This is a genomic window from Streptomyces sp. NBC_01591 (assembly GCF_035918155.1).
GTDB lineage: Bacteria > Actinomycetota > Actinomycetes > Streptomycetales > Streptomycetaceae > Streptomyces.
On sequence record NZ_CP109327.1, the window covers coordinates 6,377,288 to 6,394,472 of the forward strand.

The window sequence follows — 17,185 nt, forward strand, 5'->3', positions numbered from 1 at the left end:
CGCAGCCGCTCACGTGGTGCACACGAGATAACGGAAGACGTTCGGCATCCAGATCGTTCCGTCGCCGTGCCGGTGCGGATGAAGGGCCACCGCGACCTCCTTCTCCACCTGGGCCCGGTCCGTCGCCCGTACCGCCGCGTCGAAGAGCCGGGTGGAGAGCAGCCCCCGCACCGCGCTGTCCATGTCCGCGTACCCGAACGGGCACGCCACCCGGCCCGAGCCGTCCGGGTTCAGACCGGCCCGGAACGCCAGCTCCTCCAGGTCGTCCCGGCCCGACGGCTGCCAGCCGCCGGTGCGAGGGGCCCGGTCCCGGTCGGACAGCCGCCCCGCCACCCGCAGCACGGGCGTCGTCGCACAGCGCTCCGGTGGACCCCAGCCGGTGAGCACCACGGTGCTGCCCCGCGCGGCCAGGGGCACCGCGGACCGCAGCGCGGCCACGAGCCCCTCGCCGTCGTCGGACGAGCAGCCGATCGGGGTGAACGCGGTGATCAGGCTGTACGGCGTCCCGTCGGACGGCCGGGCCTCGGACGGATCGCCCTCCAGGAGCCGCGGGCGCCCGGCCGGAGGGCCGGCGTCGCTGCCCGGATCGGGCAGCAGCCGGGTCCGGGCGAGCGCCAGACGTTCGAGGTCGGTGTCCACGCCGGTGACGCGCGCGCCCCGGGCGGCGGCGATCAGCAGCGCGAGACCGGAGCCGCAGCCCAGGGAGAGCAGCCGGGTACCGGATCCCACCTCGAGCCGCTCGTACACCGCTTCGTACAGCGGTGTCAGCATCCGCTCCTGGATCTCGGCCCAGTCCCGGGCACGGTTACCGGGGTCCACCGGGGTGGACGTTTCCGCGTGGCTGTGGTGCCGGACGAGCGTGCGTGTCATGAAAGCGCCCCAATCCGCCGAGAGGTCGGCCGTGCCCGATCGGTAGTGCCCGAGTGGATGCTTCCCCCGCTGTGTGCGCCCGCTTCCCCCGTATGTCAGAGAACTGCGCATTCGCGTCCGCGTCCAGGGGGCCGATGGCAATGGTTGCGTGGAGCAGTGATGCGTCCGTGGGGAAGGCCCGTGGCGCCGGGGCCCGTCGCCCCGTGCGGTGGGCCGTGTCGCCGTACGATGCGCGCCATGGCAAAGGCACCCGTTCTCACGCCCCAGGCCGAGGACTTTCCCCGCTGGTACCAGGATCTGATCAACAAGGCCGAACTCGCGGACAACGGCCCGGTGCGCGGCACCATGGTCATCCGGCCGTACGGATACAGCCTGTGGGAGCGGATGCAGCAGGAGATGGATGCCCGTATCAAAAAGGCGGGCGCCCGGAACGCCTACTTCCCGCTCTTCATCCCCCAGTCTTACCTGACACGCGAGGCCGAGCACGTCGAGGGCTTCGCGCCGGAGCTCGCCATGGTCACCCACGGCGGCGGGAAAGAGCTCGAAGAGCCCGTGGTGGTGCGGCCGACCTCCGAAACGATCATCAACGAGTACTTCTCGAAGTGGGTGCAGAGCTACCGGGATCTGCCGCTCCTGATCAACCAGTGGGCGAACGTCGTGCGCTGGGAGATGCGCCCGCGGGTATTCCTCCGTACGACGGAATTCCTCTGGCAGGAGGGCCACACCGCCCACGCCACCGATGAGGAGGCCCGGGACTTCGCCGCGTACATCCACCGCGACGTGTACGCGGACTTCATGGTCAATGTGCTGGGCATCGATGTGGTCCTCGGCCGCAAGACCCCGGCGGAGCGGTTCGCCGGGGCCGTCAACACGCTCACGCTCGAAGCGATGATGCGGGACGGCAAGGCCCTGCAGATGGGTACGAGCCACGAGCTCGGCACCAATTTCGCCAAGGCCTTCCACACCAGCTACCTGTCCAGGGAGGGCCGACAGGAGCTGGTCCGGCAGACCTCGTGGGGCTCCTCGACCCGGATGGTCGGCGGCCTGATCATGGCGCACGGCGACGACCACGGGCTGCGGGTGCCGCCGCGGCTCGCGCCCGTCCAGGCGGTCGTCCTCGCGGTCAAGGAGGACGAGGCCGTGCTGAGCGCGGTCCGGTCCGTCGGGGAGCGGCTGCGCGCGGCGGGCATCAGGACCGAGGTCGACGACCGCACCGACACCCCGTTCGGCCGCCGCGCGGTCGACTGGGAGCTGAAGGGGGTGCCGGTGCGGATCGAGATCGGTCCGCGTGATCTGGTGAACGGCACCGCGATGCTGGCCCGGCGCGTCCCCGGCGGGAAAGAACCGGTCGCCGTCGAGGCCCTGCCCGCGTTGCTTCCGGCGGTCCTGGAGGAGGACCAGGCGGCGCTGCTGCGGGAGTCCCGGGCCCGGCGCGAGTCGGCCACCAGCGAGGTCGCGACCGTGGAGGAGGCCGTGGAGGCGGCGGTCGCGGGCGGCTGGGCGCGTATCGCCTGGTCGGTCCTCGGCCCGGCGGGGGAGGCCCGGCTCGCGGAGCACGGCGTGTCCGTACGGTGCCTGGTCGCCGGGGACGGGTCGGTGCCCGATTCGGACGATGCGCCCGGTACTGTCGCCCTGGTGGCACGCGCCTACTGACGCCCCACCCCGCCGCCACGGGCGTCCGGCGCCCCGCGTACGGTGGCTGCCTACGCGTCCGGGCGTACGCGTCGCTACGTACCACCTTGGTGTGAGCTGTGAGGCTTCTCCGCAGATCTGCGCACCCGCCCTCGTCGGGACGCATGCAAGGGCAACTGACTGGTACGTGCAAATTATTTGGGATGGCCCGGAATCGGAACACCGGGGCACTCGTGCTCGTTGTCACGACGTGAGCACGACACCACCTGTACTTGCCGCAGAGCTGGCGCAGGCGTGGGCCGACATTCAGCGGTACCACCCCGAGCTGCCGGATCTAGCCGCTCCCGAGTCCCTGATCGGAGAGTCCTCGTCCGCCTGCGGCGCCGAACTCTCCTTCGAGCGACTGCTCCACGAGGCAGTCCACGGCATCGCCGCCGCGCGAGGCGTCCGCGACACTTCGCGCGCCGGCCGCTACCACAACCGCAGATTCCTCGCGATCGCCGAGGAGCTGGGCCTCGACCACGCCGAAGAGCCCCACCCCAGCAGCGGCTTCTCGCTGGTCACCCTCAACCCCGAGGCCAAGCGCCGCTACCGCCCGACGATCGAGCGGCTGCAGCGCGCCCTCAAGGCGCACACGGTCGCCACCGCCGCCGACACCAAGCGTTCCTTCCGCGGGCCGGCCGCCCGGCACGGTTCCTCCGGCGGAGGCGTCCGCGTCAAGGCCGTCTGCGACTGCGGACGCAATGTGCGGGTCGTCCCGTCGGTGCTGGCGCAGGCGCCGATCGTCTGCGGAGGATGCGGAAAGCCCTTCCGTATCCCGGAAGCCGCAGTCGCGGTGGGGTGACCCGGCGGGGTGTGGCACAATGGCTAGCTGTACTCGACAGTCGCATAGGACCCCTCTCTCCTCCGGCTGACGCGTCCATCGGGCACCCGAGTACCGCAACCCCACGTGGCATCTTCGTTGTGCCCACCCACGTCATAGACCAGGAGACACCACTTCCGTGGCAGTCAAGATCAAGCTGAAGCGTCTGGGCAAGATCCGTTCGCCTCACTACCGCATCGTCGTCGCCGACTCCCGTACCCGCCGTGACGGCCGGGCCATCGAGGAGATCGGCCTGTACCACCCGGTGCAGAACCCCTCGCGCATCGAGGTCAACTCGGAGCGTGCGCAGTACTGGCTGTCCGTCGGCGCCCAGCCGACCGAGCCGGTTCTCGCGATCCTGAAGCTCACCGGCGACTGGCAGGCCCACAAGGGTCTCCCGGCCCCCGCGCCGCTGCTGCAGCCGGAGCCCAAGGCTGACAAGCGCGCCCTGTTCGAGGCTCTGACCAAGGACGGCGGCGAGGAGTCCAAGGGCGAGGCCATCACGCAGAAGGCGAAGAAGGCCGACAAGAAGGCGGACGAGGCTGCTGACGCGGCTGCGCCCGCCGAGTCGACCGAGGCCTGAGCATGCTCGAGGAGGCTCTCGAGCACCTCGTGAAGGGCATCGTCGACAACCCTGACGATGTGCAGGTCGCCTCGCGCAACCTGCGCCGTGGTCGCGTGCTGGAGGTCCGGGTCCACCCCGATGACCTCGGCAAGGTGATCGGTCGTAACGGCCGCACCGCACGCGCGCTGCGTACCGTCGTGGGCGCCATCGGCGGCCGTGGCATCCGCGTCGACCTCGTCGATGTGGATCAGGTTCGCTGACAGAGTTGAACACCGGCACGGGCCGGGGAGGGCCTTGCGCCCACCCCGGCCCGTCGTCGTATGACAGGAGAGACACAAGGTGCAGTTGGTAGTCGCGCGGATCGGCCGTGCCCATGGCATCAAGGGCGAGGTCACCGTCGAGGTCCGTACGGACGAGCCGGAGCTGCGGCTCGGACCCGGGGCCGTGCTCGCCACCGAACCGGCAGGTGCCGGACCGCTGACGATCGAGACCGGCCGGGTGCACAGCGGACGGCTGCTGCTGCGCTTCGAGGGCGTGCGCGACCGCACGGCTGCCGAGGCCCTGCGCAACACGCTCCTGATCGCCGAGGTCGACCCGGCGGAACTCCCGGAGGACCCCGAGGAGTTCTACGACCATCAGCTCATGGACCTCGACGTGGTCCTCGCCGACGGCACCGAGATCGGCCGGATCACCGAGATCACACACCTGCCGTCCCAGGACCTCTTCATCGTCGAGCGGCCGGACGGCAGCGAGGTGATGATCCCCTTCGTCGAGGAGATCGTCACCGAGATCGATCTGGCGGAGCAGCGCGCGGTGATCACCCCGCCGCCCGGCCTGATCGACGAGAGCCAGGCCGTGATCGCCTCCGCGCGGGACGAAGAGGACGAAGACGGCGACGGGGACGGGGCTCCTGCGGCCGGGAAGGACATCTGATGCGCCTCGACGTCGTCACGATCTTCCCGGAGTACCTGGAACCGCTGAACGTCTCCCTCGTCGGCAAGGCCCGCGCACGCGGCCGCCTCGATGTCCATGTGCACGACCTGCGCGACTGGACGTACGACCGGCACAACACGGTCGACGACACCCCGTACGGCGGCGGCCCCGGCATGGTAATGAAGACCGAACCGTGGGGCGAGGCCCTGGACGACGCCCTGGCGGGCGGATACGAGGCCGGGGCGCACTCCCCGGTGCTCGTGGTGCCCACGCCCAGCGGGCGCCCGTTCACCCAGGAGCTCGCCGTCGAGCTCTCGGAGCGGCCGTGGCTGATCTTCACGCCGGCCCGCTACGAGGGCATCGACCGGCGGGTGATCGACGAGTACGCCACCCGGATGCCGGTCGTCGAGGTGTCCATCGGGGACTACGTGCTGGCCGGCGGGGAAGCCGCGGTGCTGGTGATCACGGAGGCGGTCGCCCGCCTGCTGCCCGGGGTGCTCGGTAACGCCGAATCGCACCGGGACGACTCCTTCGCCCCCGGCGCGATGGCCAATCTGCTGGAGGGGCCCGTCTACACCAAGCCGCCCGAGTGGCGCGGCAGGGGTATCCCGGACGTGCTGCTCAGCGGCCACCACGGGCGGATCGCCCGCTGGCGCCGGGACGAGGCGTTCCGTCGTACCGCCCTCAACCGGCCCGATCTGATCGAGCGTTGCGACGCCGAGGGGTTCGACAAGAAGGACCGCGAGATACTCTCCATCCTCGGCTGGTCACCGGAGCCCGGCGGCCGATTTTGGCGCAGGCCCGAGGCCGTGGAAGAATAGGCCGCTGCTGTACGTCCGGCGTACGCCCCTGCCACAGGGGGAACGACGTCCGCCCGACGCGATCAGCACCCCCATCTCTCACTATCTCCCGTCGATGACCTGTGGCATCGGCGAAGAAAGCAGACAACATGGCTTCCCTGCTCGATGGCGTCAACGCCGCATCGCTGCGTACCGACGTCCCGGCGTTCCGCCCCGGTGACACCGTCAACGTCCACGTCCGAGTGATCGAGGGCAACCGCTCCCGTATCCAGCAGTTCAAGGGCGTTGTCATCCGTCGCCAGGGTTCGGGCGTCAGCGAGACCTTCACGGTCCGCAAGGTCTCCTTCAGCGTCGGCGTCGAGCGCACCTTCCCGGTGCACAGCCCGATCTTCGAGAAGATCGAGCTCGTCACCCGCGGTGACGTCCGTCGCGCCAAGCTGTACTACCTCCGTGAGCTGCGCGGCAAGGCCGCGAAGATCAAGGAGAAGCGCGACAACTGAGCTGACTCCCAGGTCCACAGGACGGCCGGATAGGCTCTGGCCCCGATGGACACGGAAGCAAAGCCCTCGGAGCGCGACCGCTCCTCCGCACCCGCAACGGCGCCGGAGGAAGGGTCGCGCTCCTCGCGTATCCCGGACCTGCCGACCGCTCCGGTCTCCTGGCGGCGGACCGCCGCGCTCGGCGCCGTCTGCGCGGTCTTCGTACTGCTCCTGAGCAACTATGTGGTGCAGCCCTTCCTGATTCCCAGCGGCTCGATGGAGCCCACGCTGCGGGTGGGGGACCGGGTGCTGGTGAACAAGCTGGCCTACCGTTCCGGCTCCGTGCCGCACCGCGGCGACGTGGTGGTCTTCGACGGCACCGGATCCTTTGTGCAGGAGCCCCCGCAGGAGAATCCCGTCACCGGTCTGATGCACTCGGTGGCCGCTTCCCTGGGCCTGGCGGAGCCCGCCGAGACCGACTACGTGAAGCGGGTGGTGGGCGTGGGCGGCGACCGGGTGGTCTGCTGCGACAAGCGGGGCCGGATCGAGGTGAACGGTCGGCCGGTCGTCGAGGACTATCTGTATCCCGGTGACGCGGCCTCCCGGGTCCCCTTCGACATCGTCGTGCCCGACGGCAAGCTGTGGATGATGGGCGACCACCGCAGCAACTCCCGTGATTCGCGTGACCACCTGGGAGAGCCGGGCGGTGGCATGGTCCCGGTCGACATGGTGATCGGCAGGGTGGACTGGATCGGCTGGCCGCCGAGCCGGCTGGGCTCGGTGCCGGACAGCGCCGCCTTCGGCTCCGTACGGGCGCCGAGCGGGAGCCATGGGTAAGCGCGGTCGCGGGCGGAACGGGTCCGAACCCGGGACACCGCCGACCGGCAACGAGCCGGAAGGCGCGCGCTCACTGCCCACCAGGGCGGAGCGGCGGAAGCTGGCCCGGAGGGTCAAGCGGCGGCGACGCGTGTCGGCCGCGCGGGAGATCCCGCTGCTCATCGTTGTCGCGCTGCTGATCGCGCTCGTGCTCAAGACGTTCCTGGTGCAGGCCTTCGTGATCCCTTCGGGATCGATGGAGCAGACCATCCGGATCGGTGACCGGGTGCTCGTGGACAAGCTGACGCCCTGGTTCGGATCGAAACCCCAGCGCGGCGATGTCGTCGTCTTCAAGGACCCGGGGCGCTGGCTGAATCAGGAGAACGTCGCCAAGAAGGACCCGCCCGTCGTCGTCAAGCAGGCGAAGGAGGTGCTGACCTTCATCGGGCTGCTGCCCTCCGACGACGAACAGGATCTGATCAAGCGGGTGATCGCGGTCGGCGGCGACACGGTGAAGTGCTGCGGCAAGGACGGCCGGATCAGCGTCAACGGCGTACCGCTCGACGAGTCCTATCTGTATCCCGGTAACCCTCCCTCCCTCATCAAATTCGAGGTAAAGGTTCCGGCGGGCCGGATCTTCGTGATGGGCGACCACCGGTCCGATTCGGCTGATTCGCGCTATCACCTGGACGAGCCGGAACACGGCACGGTGTCCGAGGACGAGGTCGTGGGACGGGCCGTGGTTATCGCCTGGCCCTTCGGTCACTGGCGGAAACTGGAGGAGCCGGCGACATTCGGCTCGGTCCCTGACGCGCGCGCCGGGACGGCTCCTGCGTCGGGCCCGTCGAATAGTGTGTCGTCCCAGGATCTCAACGGAATGATCCCTCTCCCGACCCCTGCGGAACTCCCGCTCGTTATGGGAGTGGTGGGCCTGCACCGGCTAGGGCGCGGGCGGTGGCACGGAGTAAGGAGTGGATGTGGGGGATTTGGCCGTCGGCGCACGATCCGGACGCGAGGAACCCGAGGACCGGCCGGACCAGTCGGGCAATGCCGGGTCCGCCGGGACGACGGGCCGCGCGGGGAGTGACAGCGACACTCCGGACGGCGGTGGCAAGGCCGTGAAGAAGCCACGCTCCTTCTGGAAGGAGCTGCCTCTGCTGATCGTCATCGCACTGGTTCTCGCGCTGCTGATCAAGACGTTTCTGGTGCAGGCGTTCTCGATCCCCTCGGACTCGATGCAGAACACGCTCCAGCGGGGCGACCGGGTGCTGGTCGACAAGCTGACCCCCTGGTTCGGCGCGGAGCCCGAGCGCGGTGAGGTCGTGGTCTTCCACGACCCGGGCGGCTGGCTCGACGACACCGAGGAGGTCCACCCGAATGTGGTCCAGAAGTTCCTCAGCTTCATCGGCCTGATGCCGTCCGCCGAGGAGAAGGACCTGATCAAGCGGGTCATCGCCATCGGCGGCGACACGGTGGAGTGCAGGGAGAACGGCCCTGTCGTGGTCAATGGCAAGGCCTTGGACGAGAAGTCGTTCATCTTCCCGGGCAACACGCCCTGCAACGACGAGCCGTTCGGCCCGATCAAGGTGCCCGAAGGCAGGATCTGGGTGATGGGCGACCACCGCCAGGACTCCCGCGACTCCCGCTACCACCAGGAACTGCCGGGCAGCGGCACGGTCTCCAACGACGAGGTCGTCGGCCGGGCCATCGTCGTGGCGTGGCCGATCAACCGCTGGGCGACGCTGCCGGTCCCGGAGACCTTCGACCAGCCGGGCCTGAACGCCGCGATGGCCATGGCGCCCGGTGCGGTCGGCATCGCCGGAGCTGTCCCGATCGTGCTCTGGCGACGCAGGCGGGCCCGCCTGGATTCCGCTCGGCAGAAGTGACTGATGGTCTGCCATGATCCGTTGAATCGAGCTGACTTGACAGGCTGCCGCGATGACGTTGTGATCAAGGAAGCGGCAAGGCCGAGTAGACGCGGAGTGCTCGCCGGGTGTTCTTCATAGGATCTTGACGACCGATCAGTACAGCTGCACAGGGGGTACCGGACGGCCCGGGCCGTCCGGTACGTGATGAAGGATGCCGGTGCCCGTGACGCGGGCACCGGACGGTACGGATGAAACCGCCCTCCGGTCGCTCGGCGAGCACGCCGAGTAACCGGAGGGCGGTTGTGTGGTGGGTGGCCCGGGGATGCCGGGCAGCCCGCGCACGGCAGGGCGGTCGGTGGATCAGTGGCCCTCAGGAACTCCCGCTCGTTGTTCGGGGCAGGGGGCCTTTCGGACAGGGTCCTGGAGCAGGCGGGGCGCAGAGTGAGGACTGGATGTGAGTGACGTGGCTGCCGGTGTACGACCTGGACATGGAGAGCCCGCGAAGAGGCCCGACCAGCCCGTTGAGCCTGCGCCCGATCCGGCAGGAGAGACACCGGATCCGGATGTGCCCGCGGAAGAGCGGGCCGCGGACGAGGACGGCAGGAAGGCGAGGAAGCAGCGTCCCTTCTGGAAGGAGCTGCCTCTGCTGATCGGCATCGCACTGGTGCTGGCGCTGCTGATCAAGACGTTTCTGGTGCAGGCGTTCTCGATCCCCTCGGACTCGATGCAGAACACGCTCCAGCGGGGCGACCGGGTGCTGGTGGACAAGCTGACGCCGTGGTTCGGCGGGGAGCCCGACCGCGGTGAGGTGGTCGTGTTCCACGATCCGGACAACTGGCTGGCCGGGGAGCCGACTCCTGAGTCGAACGTGGTGCAGGACTTCCTGAGTTTCATCGGTCTGATGCCGTCGACCGAGGAGAAGGACCTGATCAAGCGGACGATCGCGGTCGGTGGCGACACCGTGCAGTGCGCGAAGGGCGGTCCGGTCGAGGTCAACGGGAAGGCGCTCGACGAGCCGTACATCTTCCCGGGCGACACGGCGTGCGACGACAAGCCGTTCGGGCCGTTCAAGGTGCCCGAAGGCAAGATCTGGGTGATGGGCGACCACCGGCAGAACTCCTGGGACTCGCGCTATCACACCGAGGACGCGACCAAGGGCTTCGTGCCCGTCGAGGACGTCGTGGGGCGGGCCGTGGTGGTGGCGTGGCCGATCAACCGCTGGGCGACCCTGCCGGTCCCGGACACCTTCGACCAGCCGGGGATCAGTGTGGCGGCGGGCCTGGCCCCGGGGGCACTCGGCGTCGCGGGTGCGCTGCCTCTCGTGCTGTGGCGCCGCAGGAGGCTGACCAGCGGGCGTACCGCCGGGTAGGGTGCCGACTCGGATCAGCGATTGTCGATCTCCGAGGTGGGGGCGCTGGGATGAGCGGAAAAGGACGTACGGGGGACGGCCACGGTCGGCTCGGCAGCATGCTGTCGGGGCTGGCCGTGGCCGTCGGCTGTGTGCTCTTCCTCGGCGGGTTCGCCTGGGGGGCGGTGGTCTACAAGCCGTACACGGTGCCGACCGAGTCGATGACGCCGACGGTGCACGCCGGTGACCGGATACTCGCGCAGCGGATCGACGGCAGCGAGGTGCACCGCGGCGACGTGGTCGTCTTCACCGATCCCACGTGGGACGCCAACCTGCCGATGGTGAAGCGGGTCGTCGGGATCGGCGGCGACAAGATCGCCTGCTGCGGGAAGGACGGCCGGCTCACGGTCAACGGCAAGCCCCTTGACGAACCGTATCTGCACACGAAGGGCCGCGCCTCGGCCGAGAACTTCACGGCGGAGGTGCCCAAGGGGCAGCTCTTCCTGCTGGGTGACGAACGCACAGCCTCACTGGACTCCCGGGTCCACCTGGACGACGCGGGCCAGGGTTCCGTCCCCCGCGACGCCGTACAGGCCCGGGTGGATGCCATCGCCTGGCCGCTGAACGGCATGGTCGAGCGTCCACGGGCCTTCGCCCCCCTCCCCGGCGGGGTGTCCTCGCCCGGACCGCTGCGGCTGCAGCTCGGGGCCGTTCTCGTGGGCGTGGTGCTCATCCTGGGCGGTGCGGCATACGGCCCGATCGCGGCACGGTCCGCGCGATCGGCACGGAACAAGGGCGGAAGGGTGACCGCCGGTGCGCACTGAGAAGCGGAAGGTCGCCAGGGTGGTGCTCCTGGACCCCGACGACCGGATCCTCCTGATGCACGGGTTCGAACCGGAGGATCCGGAGAGCACCTGGTGGTTCACCCCCGGCGGCGGCCTGGAGGGCGACGAGACCCGGGAGGAGGCCGCGCTGCGCGAGCTCACGGAGGAGACCGGGATCACCGATGTCGAGCTGGGCCCCCTGCTCTGGCAGCGGATGTGTTCATTCCCGTTCGACGGACGCCGCTGGGACCAGGACGAGTGGTATTTCCTGGCACGTACGAGGCAGACCGCCACCGACACCAGTGGGCAGACCGGGCTGGAGCAGCGCAGTGTCGCGGGTCTGAGGTGGTGGACCTCCGCCGAACTGTCGGCGGCGCGTGAGACGGTGTACCCGACCAGGCTCGCCGAGTTGCTGCGCACGCTGCTCGACGAGGGTCCTCCGCGTACGCCACTGGTTCTCGACCCCGAAATCGCCTAAGCGCCCAGGGGCCCGGGGCCTGGCGCACAATGGGGGGACGCACGGCTGAAGGGGAACATGCCAATGAGCGCCGAGGACCTCGAAAAGTACGAGACCGAGATGGAGCTGAAGCTCTACCGGGAGTACCGAGATGTCGTCGGTCTGTTCAAATATGTGATCGAGACCGAACGGCGCTTCTACCTCACCAACGACTACGAGATGCAGGTGCACTCGGTTCAGGGTGAGGTGTTTTTCGAAGTATCGATGGCGGATGCCTGGGTGTGGGACATGTACCGGCCCGCGAGGTTCGTCAAGCAGGTACGCGTGTTGACGTTCAAGGACGTCAACATCGAGGAGCTCAACAAGAGCGATCTCGAACTTCCCGGTGGCTGAGCCCACTCAAAGGGGGTCTTGATTCCCGCTTCCGGGTGGCCGGGTTATCCACAATTCCCGAGTTGTCCACCAAGATCCACAAACCGGGACCGGACGCGTCAGAGTCGGTCCCGGAGGTGGTGCCGAAATGAACGCACGGGGGGCACTCGGGCGGTACGGCGAGGATCTGGCGGTGCGGCTGCTGGCCGAAGCCGGCATGTCCGTACTGGAACGGAACTGGCGCTGTCGGGCCGGTGAGATCGACATCGTCGCGATGGACGGCGACGCACTGGTGGTCTGCGAGGTGAAGACCCGCAGGGCGGGTGCATTCGAGCACCCGATGGCGGCTGTTACGCCGGTCAAGGCGGAGCGGCTGCGGAGGCTGGCCGGCATCTGGATCGACCGGCACGGCGGCCCACCGTCCGGCGGGGTCCGGATCGACCTGGTCGGCGTGATGCTGCCCAGGCGCGGAGCGCCCGTCGCCGAGCATGCGCGGGGGGTGGCCTGATGGGGTTCGCGCGGGCGTGCTCGGTGGCGCTCGTCGGCGTCGAGGGTGTGGTGGTGGAGGTCCAGGCGGACCTGGAGGCGGGGGTGGCCGCGTTCACCTTGGTGGGGCTGCCGGACAAGAGCCTGGTGGAGAGCCGGGACCGGGTCAGGGCCGCGGTGGTGAATTCGGGGGCCGAGTGGCCGCAGAAGAAACTCACGGTGGGCCTGTCGCCCGCCTCCGTGCCGAAAGGCGGATCCGGGTTCGATCTCGCTGTCGCCTGCGCGGTGCTGGGGGCGGCCGAGCGGATCGATCCGGCCTCCATCGCCGATGTGGTGATGATCGGCGAACTCGGGCTCGACGGCCGGGTGCGGCCGGTGCGCGGCGTGCTGCCGGCCGTGCTCGCCGCCGCGGAGGCCGGGTACCGGCAGGTCGTCGTGCCCGAACAGACGGTGGGGGAGGCGGCGCTGGTCCCCGGGGTCTCCGTCCTCGGCGTACGGAGCCTGCGGCAGCTGATCGCCGTGCTCTGCGAGGAGCCGGTGCCCGACGAGCGGGAGGCGCACGACGAGGGGCGCCCCGACACCATGCTGGCCGGGCTGATGGTGCCCGGCGCGGGCATCGGCACCGAGCTCGCCCGCGGGGCCGGACAGGGCGACGGGAACCCACTGGATCTGGCGGACGTGGCGGGGCAGGAGCGGCCCCGCAAGGCCCTGGAGGTCGCCGCGGCCGGCGGTCACCATCTGCTGCTCTCGGGACCTCCGGGCGCCGGCAAGACCATGCTGGCCGAGCGGTTGCCGGCGATCCTGCCGGCGCTGACCAGGAAGGAATCCCTGGAGGTGACCGCGGTGCACTCGGTGGCGGGCATTCTGCCGCCGGGGGAGCCGCTGGTCAGCCGGCCGCCCTACTGCGCACCTCACCACTCGGCGACGATGCAGTCGCTGGTCGGCGGGGGCAACGGACTGCCGCGGCCCGGCGCGGTCTCGCTGGCCCACCGGGGGATTCTCTTTCTGGACGAAGCGCCCGAATTCTCGGTGCGGGCGCTGGACGCGCTGCGCCAGCCGCTGGAATCGGGGCATGTGGTGGTGGCACGCAGCGCCGGGGTGGTGCGGCTGCCCGCCAGATTCCTGATGGTGCTGGCCGCCAACCCCTGCCCGTGCGGCCGGCACAGCCTCAGGGGGGCCGGCTGCGAGTGCCCGCCGTCCGCGGTCAGGCGCTATCAGGCGAGACTCTCCGGGCCACTGCTCGACCGGGTGGATCTGCGAGTGCTCGTCGACCCGGTCAGGCGCGAGGACCTGATGGGGCAGGGCGGCAGGGGCGAGTCGACAGCCTCCGTCGCGGCCCGGGTCCGGGAGGCCAGGGCGCGGGCCGCGGACCGGCTGGCGGGCACCGCGTGGTCCACCAACAGCGAGGTGCCCGGCCATGAGCTGCGGACCAGGCTGGTCGCGGCACCGGGCGCGCTCATGGAAGCCGAACGGGACATGGAACGGGGCATGCTCACCGCGCGGGGCCTGGACCGGGTTCTCAGGGTGGCGTGGACGGTTGCCGATCTGCGCGGCGCCGACCGCCCGGACGCGTCCGACATCGCGGTCGCGCTGGAACTGCGGACCGGGATCTCGCGGGGCGCCCTGACGAACGCCGGGGCGTCATGAAGCCGCAGGCGGACGGTGGGCGGGCGAAGGGGCAGGACCCGTCGGGGGACGTACGGGGGCGGGTTCCGGAAGACGACCAGGGGGAGGGGCCCGGTGCGAGGCCGGGGATGGCGGTGAGCGGTCAGGAGCGGTTGGCGAGGGCCGCCCTGACCCGAATCATCGAGCCGGGGGACGAGCACGGCGGCCGCTGGCTGCGCGAGTGCGGTGCCGTCGAGCTGATACGGCGGATCACCACCAGGGACGGCACCGCGGAGCAGTTGAGCGGAATGACCCCGAAACGGCTCGCCGGGTACCGGCTGCGGGCCGAGAGCGCCGCCCCCGGGCGGGACCTCTCGGCGGTCGCCGCGCTCGGCGGGCGGTTCGTCTGCCCCGGTGACCGGGAATGGCCCAGTCAGCTCGACGACCTCGCGGACGCCAGGCCGACCGGCCTGTGGGTGCGGGGGCCCCGCGATCTGCGGCTCTGGGCGCTGCGCTCGGTCGCCGTGGTGGGCGCCCGCGCCTGCACACCCTACGGATCGCACATGGCGGCCGGCCTCGGCGCGGGACTCGCGGAGCTGGGATGGGTGGTCGTGTCGGGAGCCGCGTTCGGGGTCGACGGGGCGGCGCACCGCGGCGCGCTCGCCGTCGGCGGGGCGACGATGGCGGTCCTGGCCTGCGGAGTGGACGTCCCCTACCCCCGGGGACACGCCGAGCTGATCGGACGGATCGCGGAACAGGGGCTCGTCATCGGCGAATTACCACCGTCCGATCATCCCACCCGCAGCAGATTCATCCTCCGGAACCGGGTCATCGCCGCGTTGACGCGCGGGACGGTCGTGGTCGAGGCCGAATACCGCAGTGGTTCGTTGGTCACCGCGCGCTGCGCACAGCGGCTCGGCCGCTTCACCATGGGCGTGCCGGGACCCGCCACCAGTGGATTGTCGGCAGGGGTCCATGAACTCCTCCGCGGAGAAGGCATTCTGGTGACCGATGCCTCGGAAGTCGCCGAACTGGTGGGGGAGATCGGCGAACTCGCCCCGGCCAGACGCGGCCCCGTGCACCCCAGGGACCAGCTGGACGCGGTCTCCGCCAGAGTCCTCGACGCACTGCCGTACCGGGGTGCCGTCAGCGGGCGCGATGTGGCCCGCGCCGCCGGAACCAGCGCCGACGAAGCGCTCGGCAGGCTGTACGAACTGCACTCACTGGGGTTCGTCGAACGGGATGGCGATGGATGGCAGTTGACGCCGCGACCGACTTGCAATGGCGACGCGCGGCGAGGCGGTACTTGACCTGGAGCATTCGGGTGAAAAGGTGATGCCGATGACCTCGGCGGATCCTTCAGTGACGCCTCCGGGGCCGACGCAGGCGGCGACGGCCCCGGACCTCAGTCATGTCGGATCGGCCAGATTCGCACAGCGCTGATCCTCTATCCTGCGCGGACCGCGACATCACAGTCACGCTACGCTCACAAGGATTCCGACTCAGACATACGTCCCAGCACTTCACAGCAGAACGGCTCAAGGCACCACATGCCCCAGCACACCTCCGGGTCTGACCGCGCGGCAGTACCACCGGCTGCGCGTGGCACTGTGCGCCCCCCTGCACCCTCCTCGCTCGACGAGTTGTGGCGTTCGTACAAGTCCACGGGCGACGAGCGACTGCGGGAGCAGTTGATCCTGCACTACTCACCGCTGGTGAAGTACGTGGCGGGCCGGGTGAGCGTGGGCCTGCCTTCCAACGTCGAGCAGGCGGACTTCGTCTCCTCGGGGGTCTTCGGACTGATCGACGCGATCGAGAAGTTCGACATCGAGCGCGCGATCAAGTTCGAGACCTACGCGATCACCCGCATCCGTGGCGCGATGATCGACGAACTCCGGGCGCTGGACTGGATCCCGCGCTCGGTGCGCCAGAAGGCGCGGGCCGTGGAACGCGCCTACGCCACGCTGGAGGCGCAGTTGCGACGCACCCCCTCCGAGGCGGAGGTCGCCGCGGAGATGGGTATCGCGCTGGAGGAACTGCATGCGGTTTTCAGCCAGTTGTCGCTGGCGAACGTGGTCGCGCTGGAGGAATTGCTCCATGTCGGCGGCGAGGGCGGCGACCGGCTCAGCCTGATGGACACGCTCGAGGACACCACAGCCGACAATCCGGTGGAGGTCGCCGAGGACCGCGAGCTCAGGCGGCTGCTCGCCCGGGCCATCAACACGCTTCCGGAGCGCGAGAAGACGGTCGTCACGCTCTACTACTACGAGGGCCTCACCCTCGCCGAGATCGGCAATGTGCTCGGGGTCACCGAGAGCCGGGTCAGCCAGATCCACACCAAATCGGTGCTGCAGCTGCGCGCGAAACTGGCCGACGCCGGACGCTGAGACCCACTCGCGGCCGGTGCCGGCCATGGCCGCTTCAGCCATCGATCAGGGCCGCACGCGCCCTCTCGAACACCGGTCGCCGTACAGTGGACGCGTGCCCAGGATTCGAGCGGCCTCGGTGGCCGAGCACCGGACCATGCAGCGCGGCGCCCTCCTGGACGCCGCACGCTCCCTGCTGTCCGAGGGAGGTACGGAGGCGTTGACCTTCCCCGCCCTCGCCGAACGCACGGGCCTCGCCCGGTCCTCCGTGTACGAGTACTTCCGCTCCCGTGCGGCCGTCGTCGAAGAGCTCTGCTCCGTCGACTTCCCCGTCTGGGCGGCCGAGGTCGAGAACGCGATGGAGCAGGCCACGACGCCCGAGGGCAAGATCGAGGCCTATGTGCGCCGGCAGCTCGACCTCGTCGGGGACCGCCGTCACCGGGCGGTCGTCGCCATTTCGGCGAGCGAACTGGACGCCGGGGCGCGCGAGAAGATCAGGGCCGCGCACGGCGGCCTGATCGCCATGATCGTCGAGGCGCTCGGCGACCTCGGCCACGCACAGCCGAGGCTGGCGGCGATGTTGCTTCAGGGTTCGGTGGACGCCGCGGTGCGGCGTATCGAACTGGCCGTGGCCGAGGAGCCGGCCGTGATCGCGGACACCGCCGTCACCATGATTCTCCGAGGCGTGCAGGGCGTACGGGACTGACGCGGTCGCCGCGTCGCGGCGACCGCGAGCATAACGCCGGGGGCGGCGAGCCCGTCCCCGGTCCCCTCGGCCGAGTGCGCGGGTTCGGGCTCGGGCTCGGGCTCGGGCACGCCGAACACCGGGAGCAGCCGGGACGGGCCCCGTCGCAGCAGCGACGGCGGCAGCAGCGTCAGCGGATCCAGATACGTGTCACCGC

The 17,185-nt window shown here is 70.0% G+C and carries 20 protein-coding genes; 19 read left to right on the forward strand and 1 reads right to left on the reverse strand.

The window, feature by feature from the left end:
* Nucleotides 1–9: 9 nt before the first annotated feature.
* A complete protein-coding gene (locus OG978_RS29490) occupies nt 10–870 on the reverse strand; it encodes a class I SAM-dependent methyltransferase (protein WP_326768107.1) in 861 nt (286 codons plus the stop codon).
* A 237-nt stretch (nt 871–1,107) separates the two neighbouring features.
* On the opposite strand from OG978_RS29490, the gene proS reads away from it, so the two are divergent.
* The 19 genes from proS (at nt 1,108) to OG978_RS29585 (ending at nt 16,989) form a co-directional block, all read left to right on the forward strand.
* Nucleotides 1,108–2,523 carry a proline--tRNA ligase gene (proS, locus tag OG978_RS29495; protein ID WP_326768108.1) on the forward strand — a complete coding sequence of 472 codons (1,416 nt, stop codon included), beginning with the start codon at nt 1,108–1,110 and terminating at the stop codon, nt 2,521–2,523.
* 229 nt (nt 2,524–2,752) lie between these two features.
* Nucleotides 2,753–3,346 carry a hypothetical protein gene (locus OG978_RS29500; RefSeq protein WP_030928573.1) on the forward strand — a complete coding sequence of 198 codons (594 nt, stop codon included), beginning with the start codon at nt 2,753–2,755 and terminating at the stop codon, nt 3,344–3,346.
* Between the two features lie 157 nt (nt 3,347–3,503).
* A complete protein-coding gene (rpsP, locus tag OG978_RS29505) occupies nt 3,504–3,947 on the forward strand; it encodes a 30S ribosomal protein S16 (protein ID WP_326768109.1) in 444 nt (147 codons plus the stop codon).
* 2 nt (nt 3,948–3,949) lie between these two features.
* Entirely contained in the window at nt 3,950–4,189 is a 240-nt protein-coding gene (locus OG978_RS29510) for an RNA-binding protein (RefSeq protein WP_005311361.1), read from the forward strand.
* Between the two features lie 79 nt (nt 4,190–4,268).
* Nucleotides 4,269–4,862 (forward strand): ribosome maturation factor RimM, encoded by a 594-nt coding sequence (gene rimM, locus OG978_RS29515; RefSeq protein WP_326768110.1) that lies wholly within the window; start codon nt 4,269–4,271, stop codon nt 4,860–4,862.
* Entirely contained in the window at nt 4,862–5,683 is an 822-nt protein-coding gene (gene trmD / locus OG978_RS29520; protein ID WP_326768111.1) for a tRNA (guanosine(37)-N1)-methyltransferase TrmD, read from the forward strand. Before rimM ends, trmD begins: the two co-directional genes overlap by 1 nt.
* Before the next feature lie 128 nt (nt 5,684–5,811).
* Nucleotides 5,812–6,162 carry a 50S ribosomal protein L19 gene (gene rplS, locus OG978_RS29525; RefSeq protein WP_093899094.1) on the forward strand — a complete coding sequence of 117 codons (351 nt, stop codon included), beginning with the start codon at nt 5,812–5,814 and terminating at the stop codon, nt 6,160–6,162.
* A 45-nt stretch (nt 6,163–6,207) separates the two neighbouring features.
* Nucleotides 6,208–6,978, forward strand: coding sequence for a signal peptidase I (gene lepB, locus OG978_RS29530; RefSeq protein WP_326768112.1), 771 nt, complete (start codon nt 6,208–6,210; stop codon nt 6,976–6,978).
* Nucleotides 6,971–8,044, forward strand: coding sequence for a signal peptidase I (lepB, locus tag OG978_RS29535; RefSeq protein ID WP_326768113.1), 1,074 nt, complete (start codon nt 6,971–6,973; stop codon nt 8,042–8,044). Before lepB (OG978_RS29530) ends, lepB (OG978_RS29535) begins: the two co-directional genes overlap by 8 nt.
* Nucleotides 7,944–8,843, forward strand: a complete 900-nt coding sequence (lepB, locus tag OG978_RS29540) for a signal peptidase I (RefSeq protein ID WP_326770203.1) — start codon at nt 7,944–7,946, stop codon at nt 8,841–8,843. The genes lepB (OG978_RS29535) and lepB (OG978_RS29540) overlap by 101 nt, the downstream gene beginning before the upstream one ends.
* Nucleotides 8,844–9,390: 547 nt before the next feature.
* Nucleotides 9,391–10,194 (forward strand): signal peptidase I, encoded by an 804-nt coding sequence (lepB, locus tag OG978_RS29545; protein ID WP_442817761.1) that lies wholly within the window; start codon nt 9,391–9,393, stop codon nt 10,192–10,194.
* A 50-nt stretch (nt 10,195–10,244) separates the two neighbouring features.
* Entirely contained in the window at nt 10,245–10,997 is a 753-nt protein-coding gene (gene lepB / locus OG978_RS29550) for a signal peptidase I (RefSeq protein WP_326768114.1), read from the forward strand.
* Nucleotides 10,987–11,475, forward strand: coding sequence for an NUDIX hydrolase (locus tag OG978_RS29555; RefSeq protein WP_326768115.1), 489 nt, complete (start codon nt 10,987–10,989; stop codon nt 11,473–11,475). Before lepB (OG978_RS29550) ends, OG978_RS29555 begins: the two co-directional genes overlap by 11 nt.
* Before the next feature lie 63 nt (nt 11,476–11,538).
* The gene (locus tag OG978_RS29560; protein WP_003965949.1) at nt 11,539–11,847 is read left to right on the forward strand and encodes a DUF2469 domain-containing protein; all 309 of its coding nucleotides are present in this window, start codon (nt 11,539–11,541) and stop codon (nt 11,845–11,847) included.
* 127 nt (nt 11,848–11,974) lie between these two features.
* Complete coding sequence (locus tag OG978_RS29565) at nt 11,975–12,334, forward strand: YraN family protein (RefSeq protein WP_326768116.1); 360 nt, start codon at nt 11,975–11,977, stop codon at nt 12,332–12,334.
* The gene (locus tag OG978_RS29570) at nt 12,334–13,959 is read left to right on the forward strand and encodes a YifB family Mg chelatase-like AAA ATPase (protein WP_326768117.1); all 1,626 of its coding nucleotides are present in this window, start codon (nt 12,334–12,336) and stop codon (nt 13,957–13,959) included. The genes OG978_RS29565 and OG978_RS29570 overlap by 1 nt, the downstream gene beginning before the upstream one ends.
* 107 nt (nt 13,960–14,066) lie before the next feature.
* Nucleotides 14,067–15,227, forward strand: a complete 1,161-nt coding sequence (gene dprA / locus OG978_RS29575) for a DNA-processing protein DprA (RefSeq protein WP_326770205.1) — start codon at nt 14,067–14,069, stop codon at nt 15,225–15,227.
* A gap of 240 nt (nt 15,228–15,467) precedes the next feature.
* The gene (gene whiG / locus OG978_RS29580; RefSeq protein WP_326768118.1) at nt 15,468–16,304 is read left to right on the forward strand and encodes an RNA polymerase sigma factor WhiG; all 837 of its coding nucleotides are present in this window, start codon (nt 15,468–15,470) and stop codon (nt 16,302–16,304) included.
* 118 nt (nt 16,305–16,422) lie between these two features.
* On the forward strand, nt 16,423–16,989 hold the full coding sequence (locus OG978_RS29585; protein ID WP_326770206.1) for a TetR/AcrR family transcriptional regulator: 567 nt from the start codon (nt 16,423–16,425) through the stop codon (nt 16,987–16,989).
* Nucleotides 16,990–17,185 lie beyond the last annotated feature (196 nt).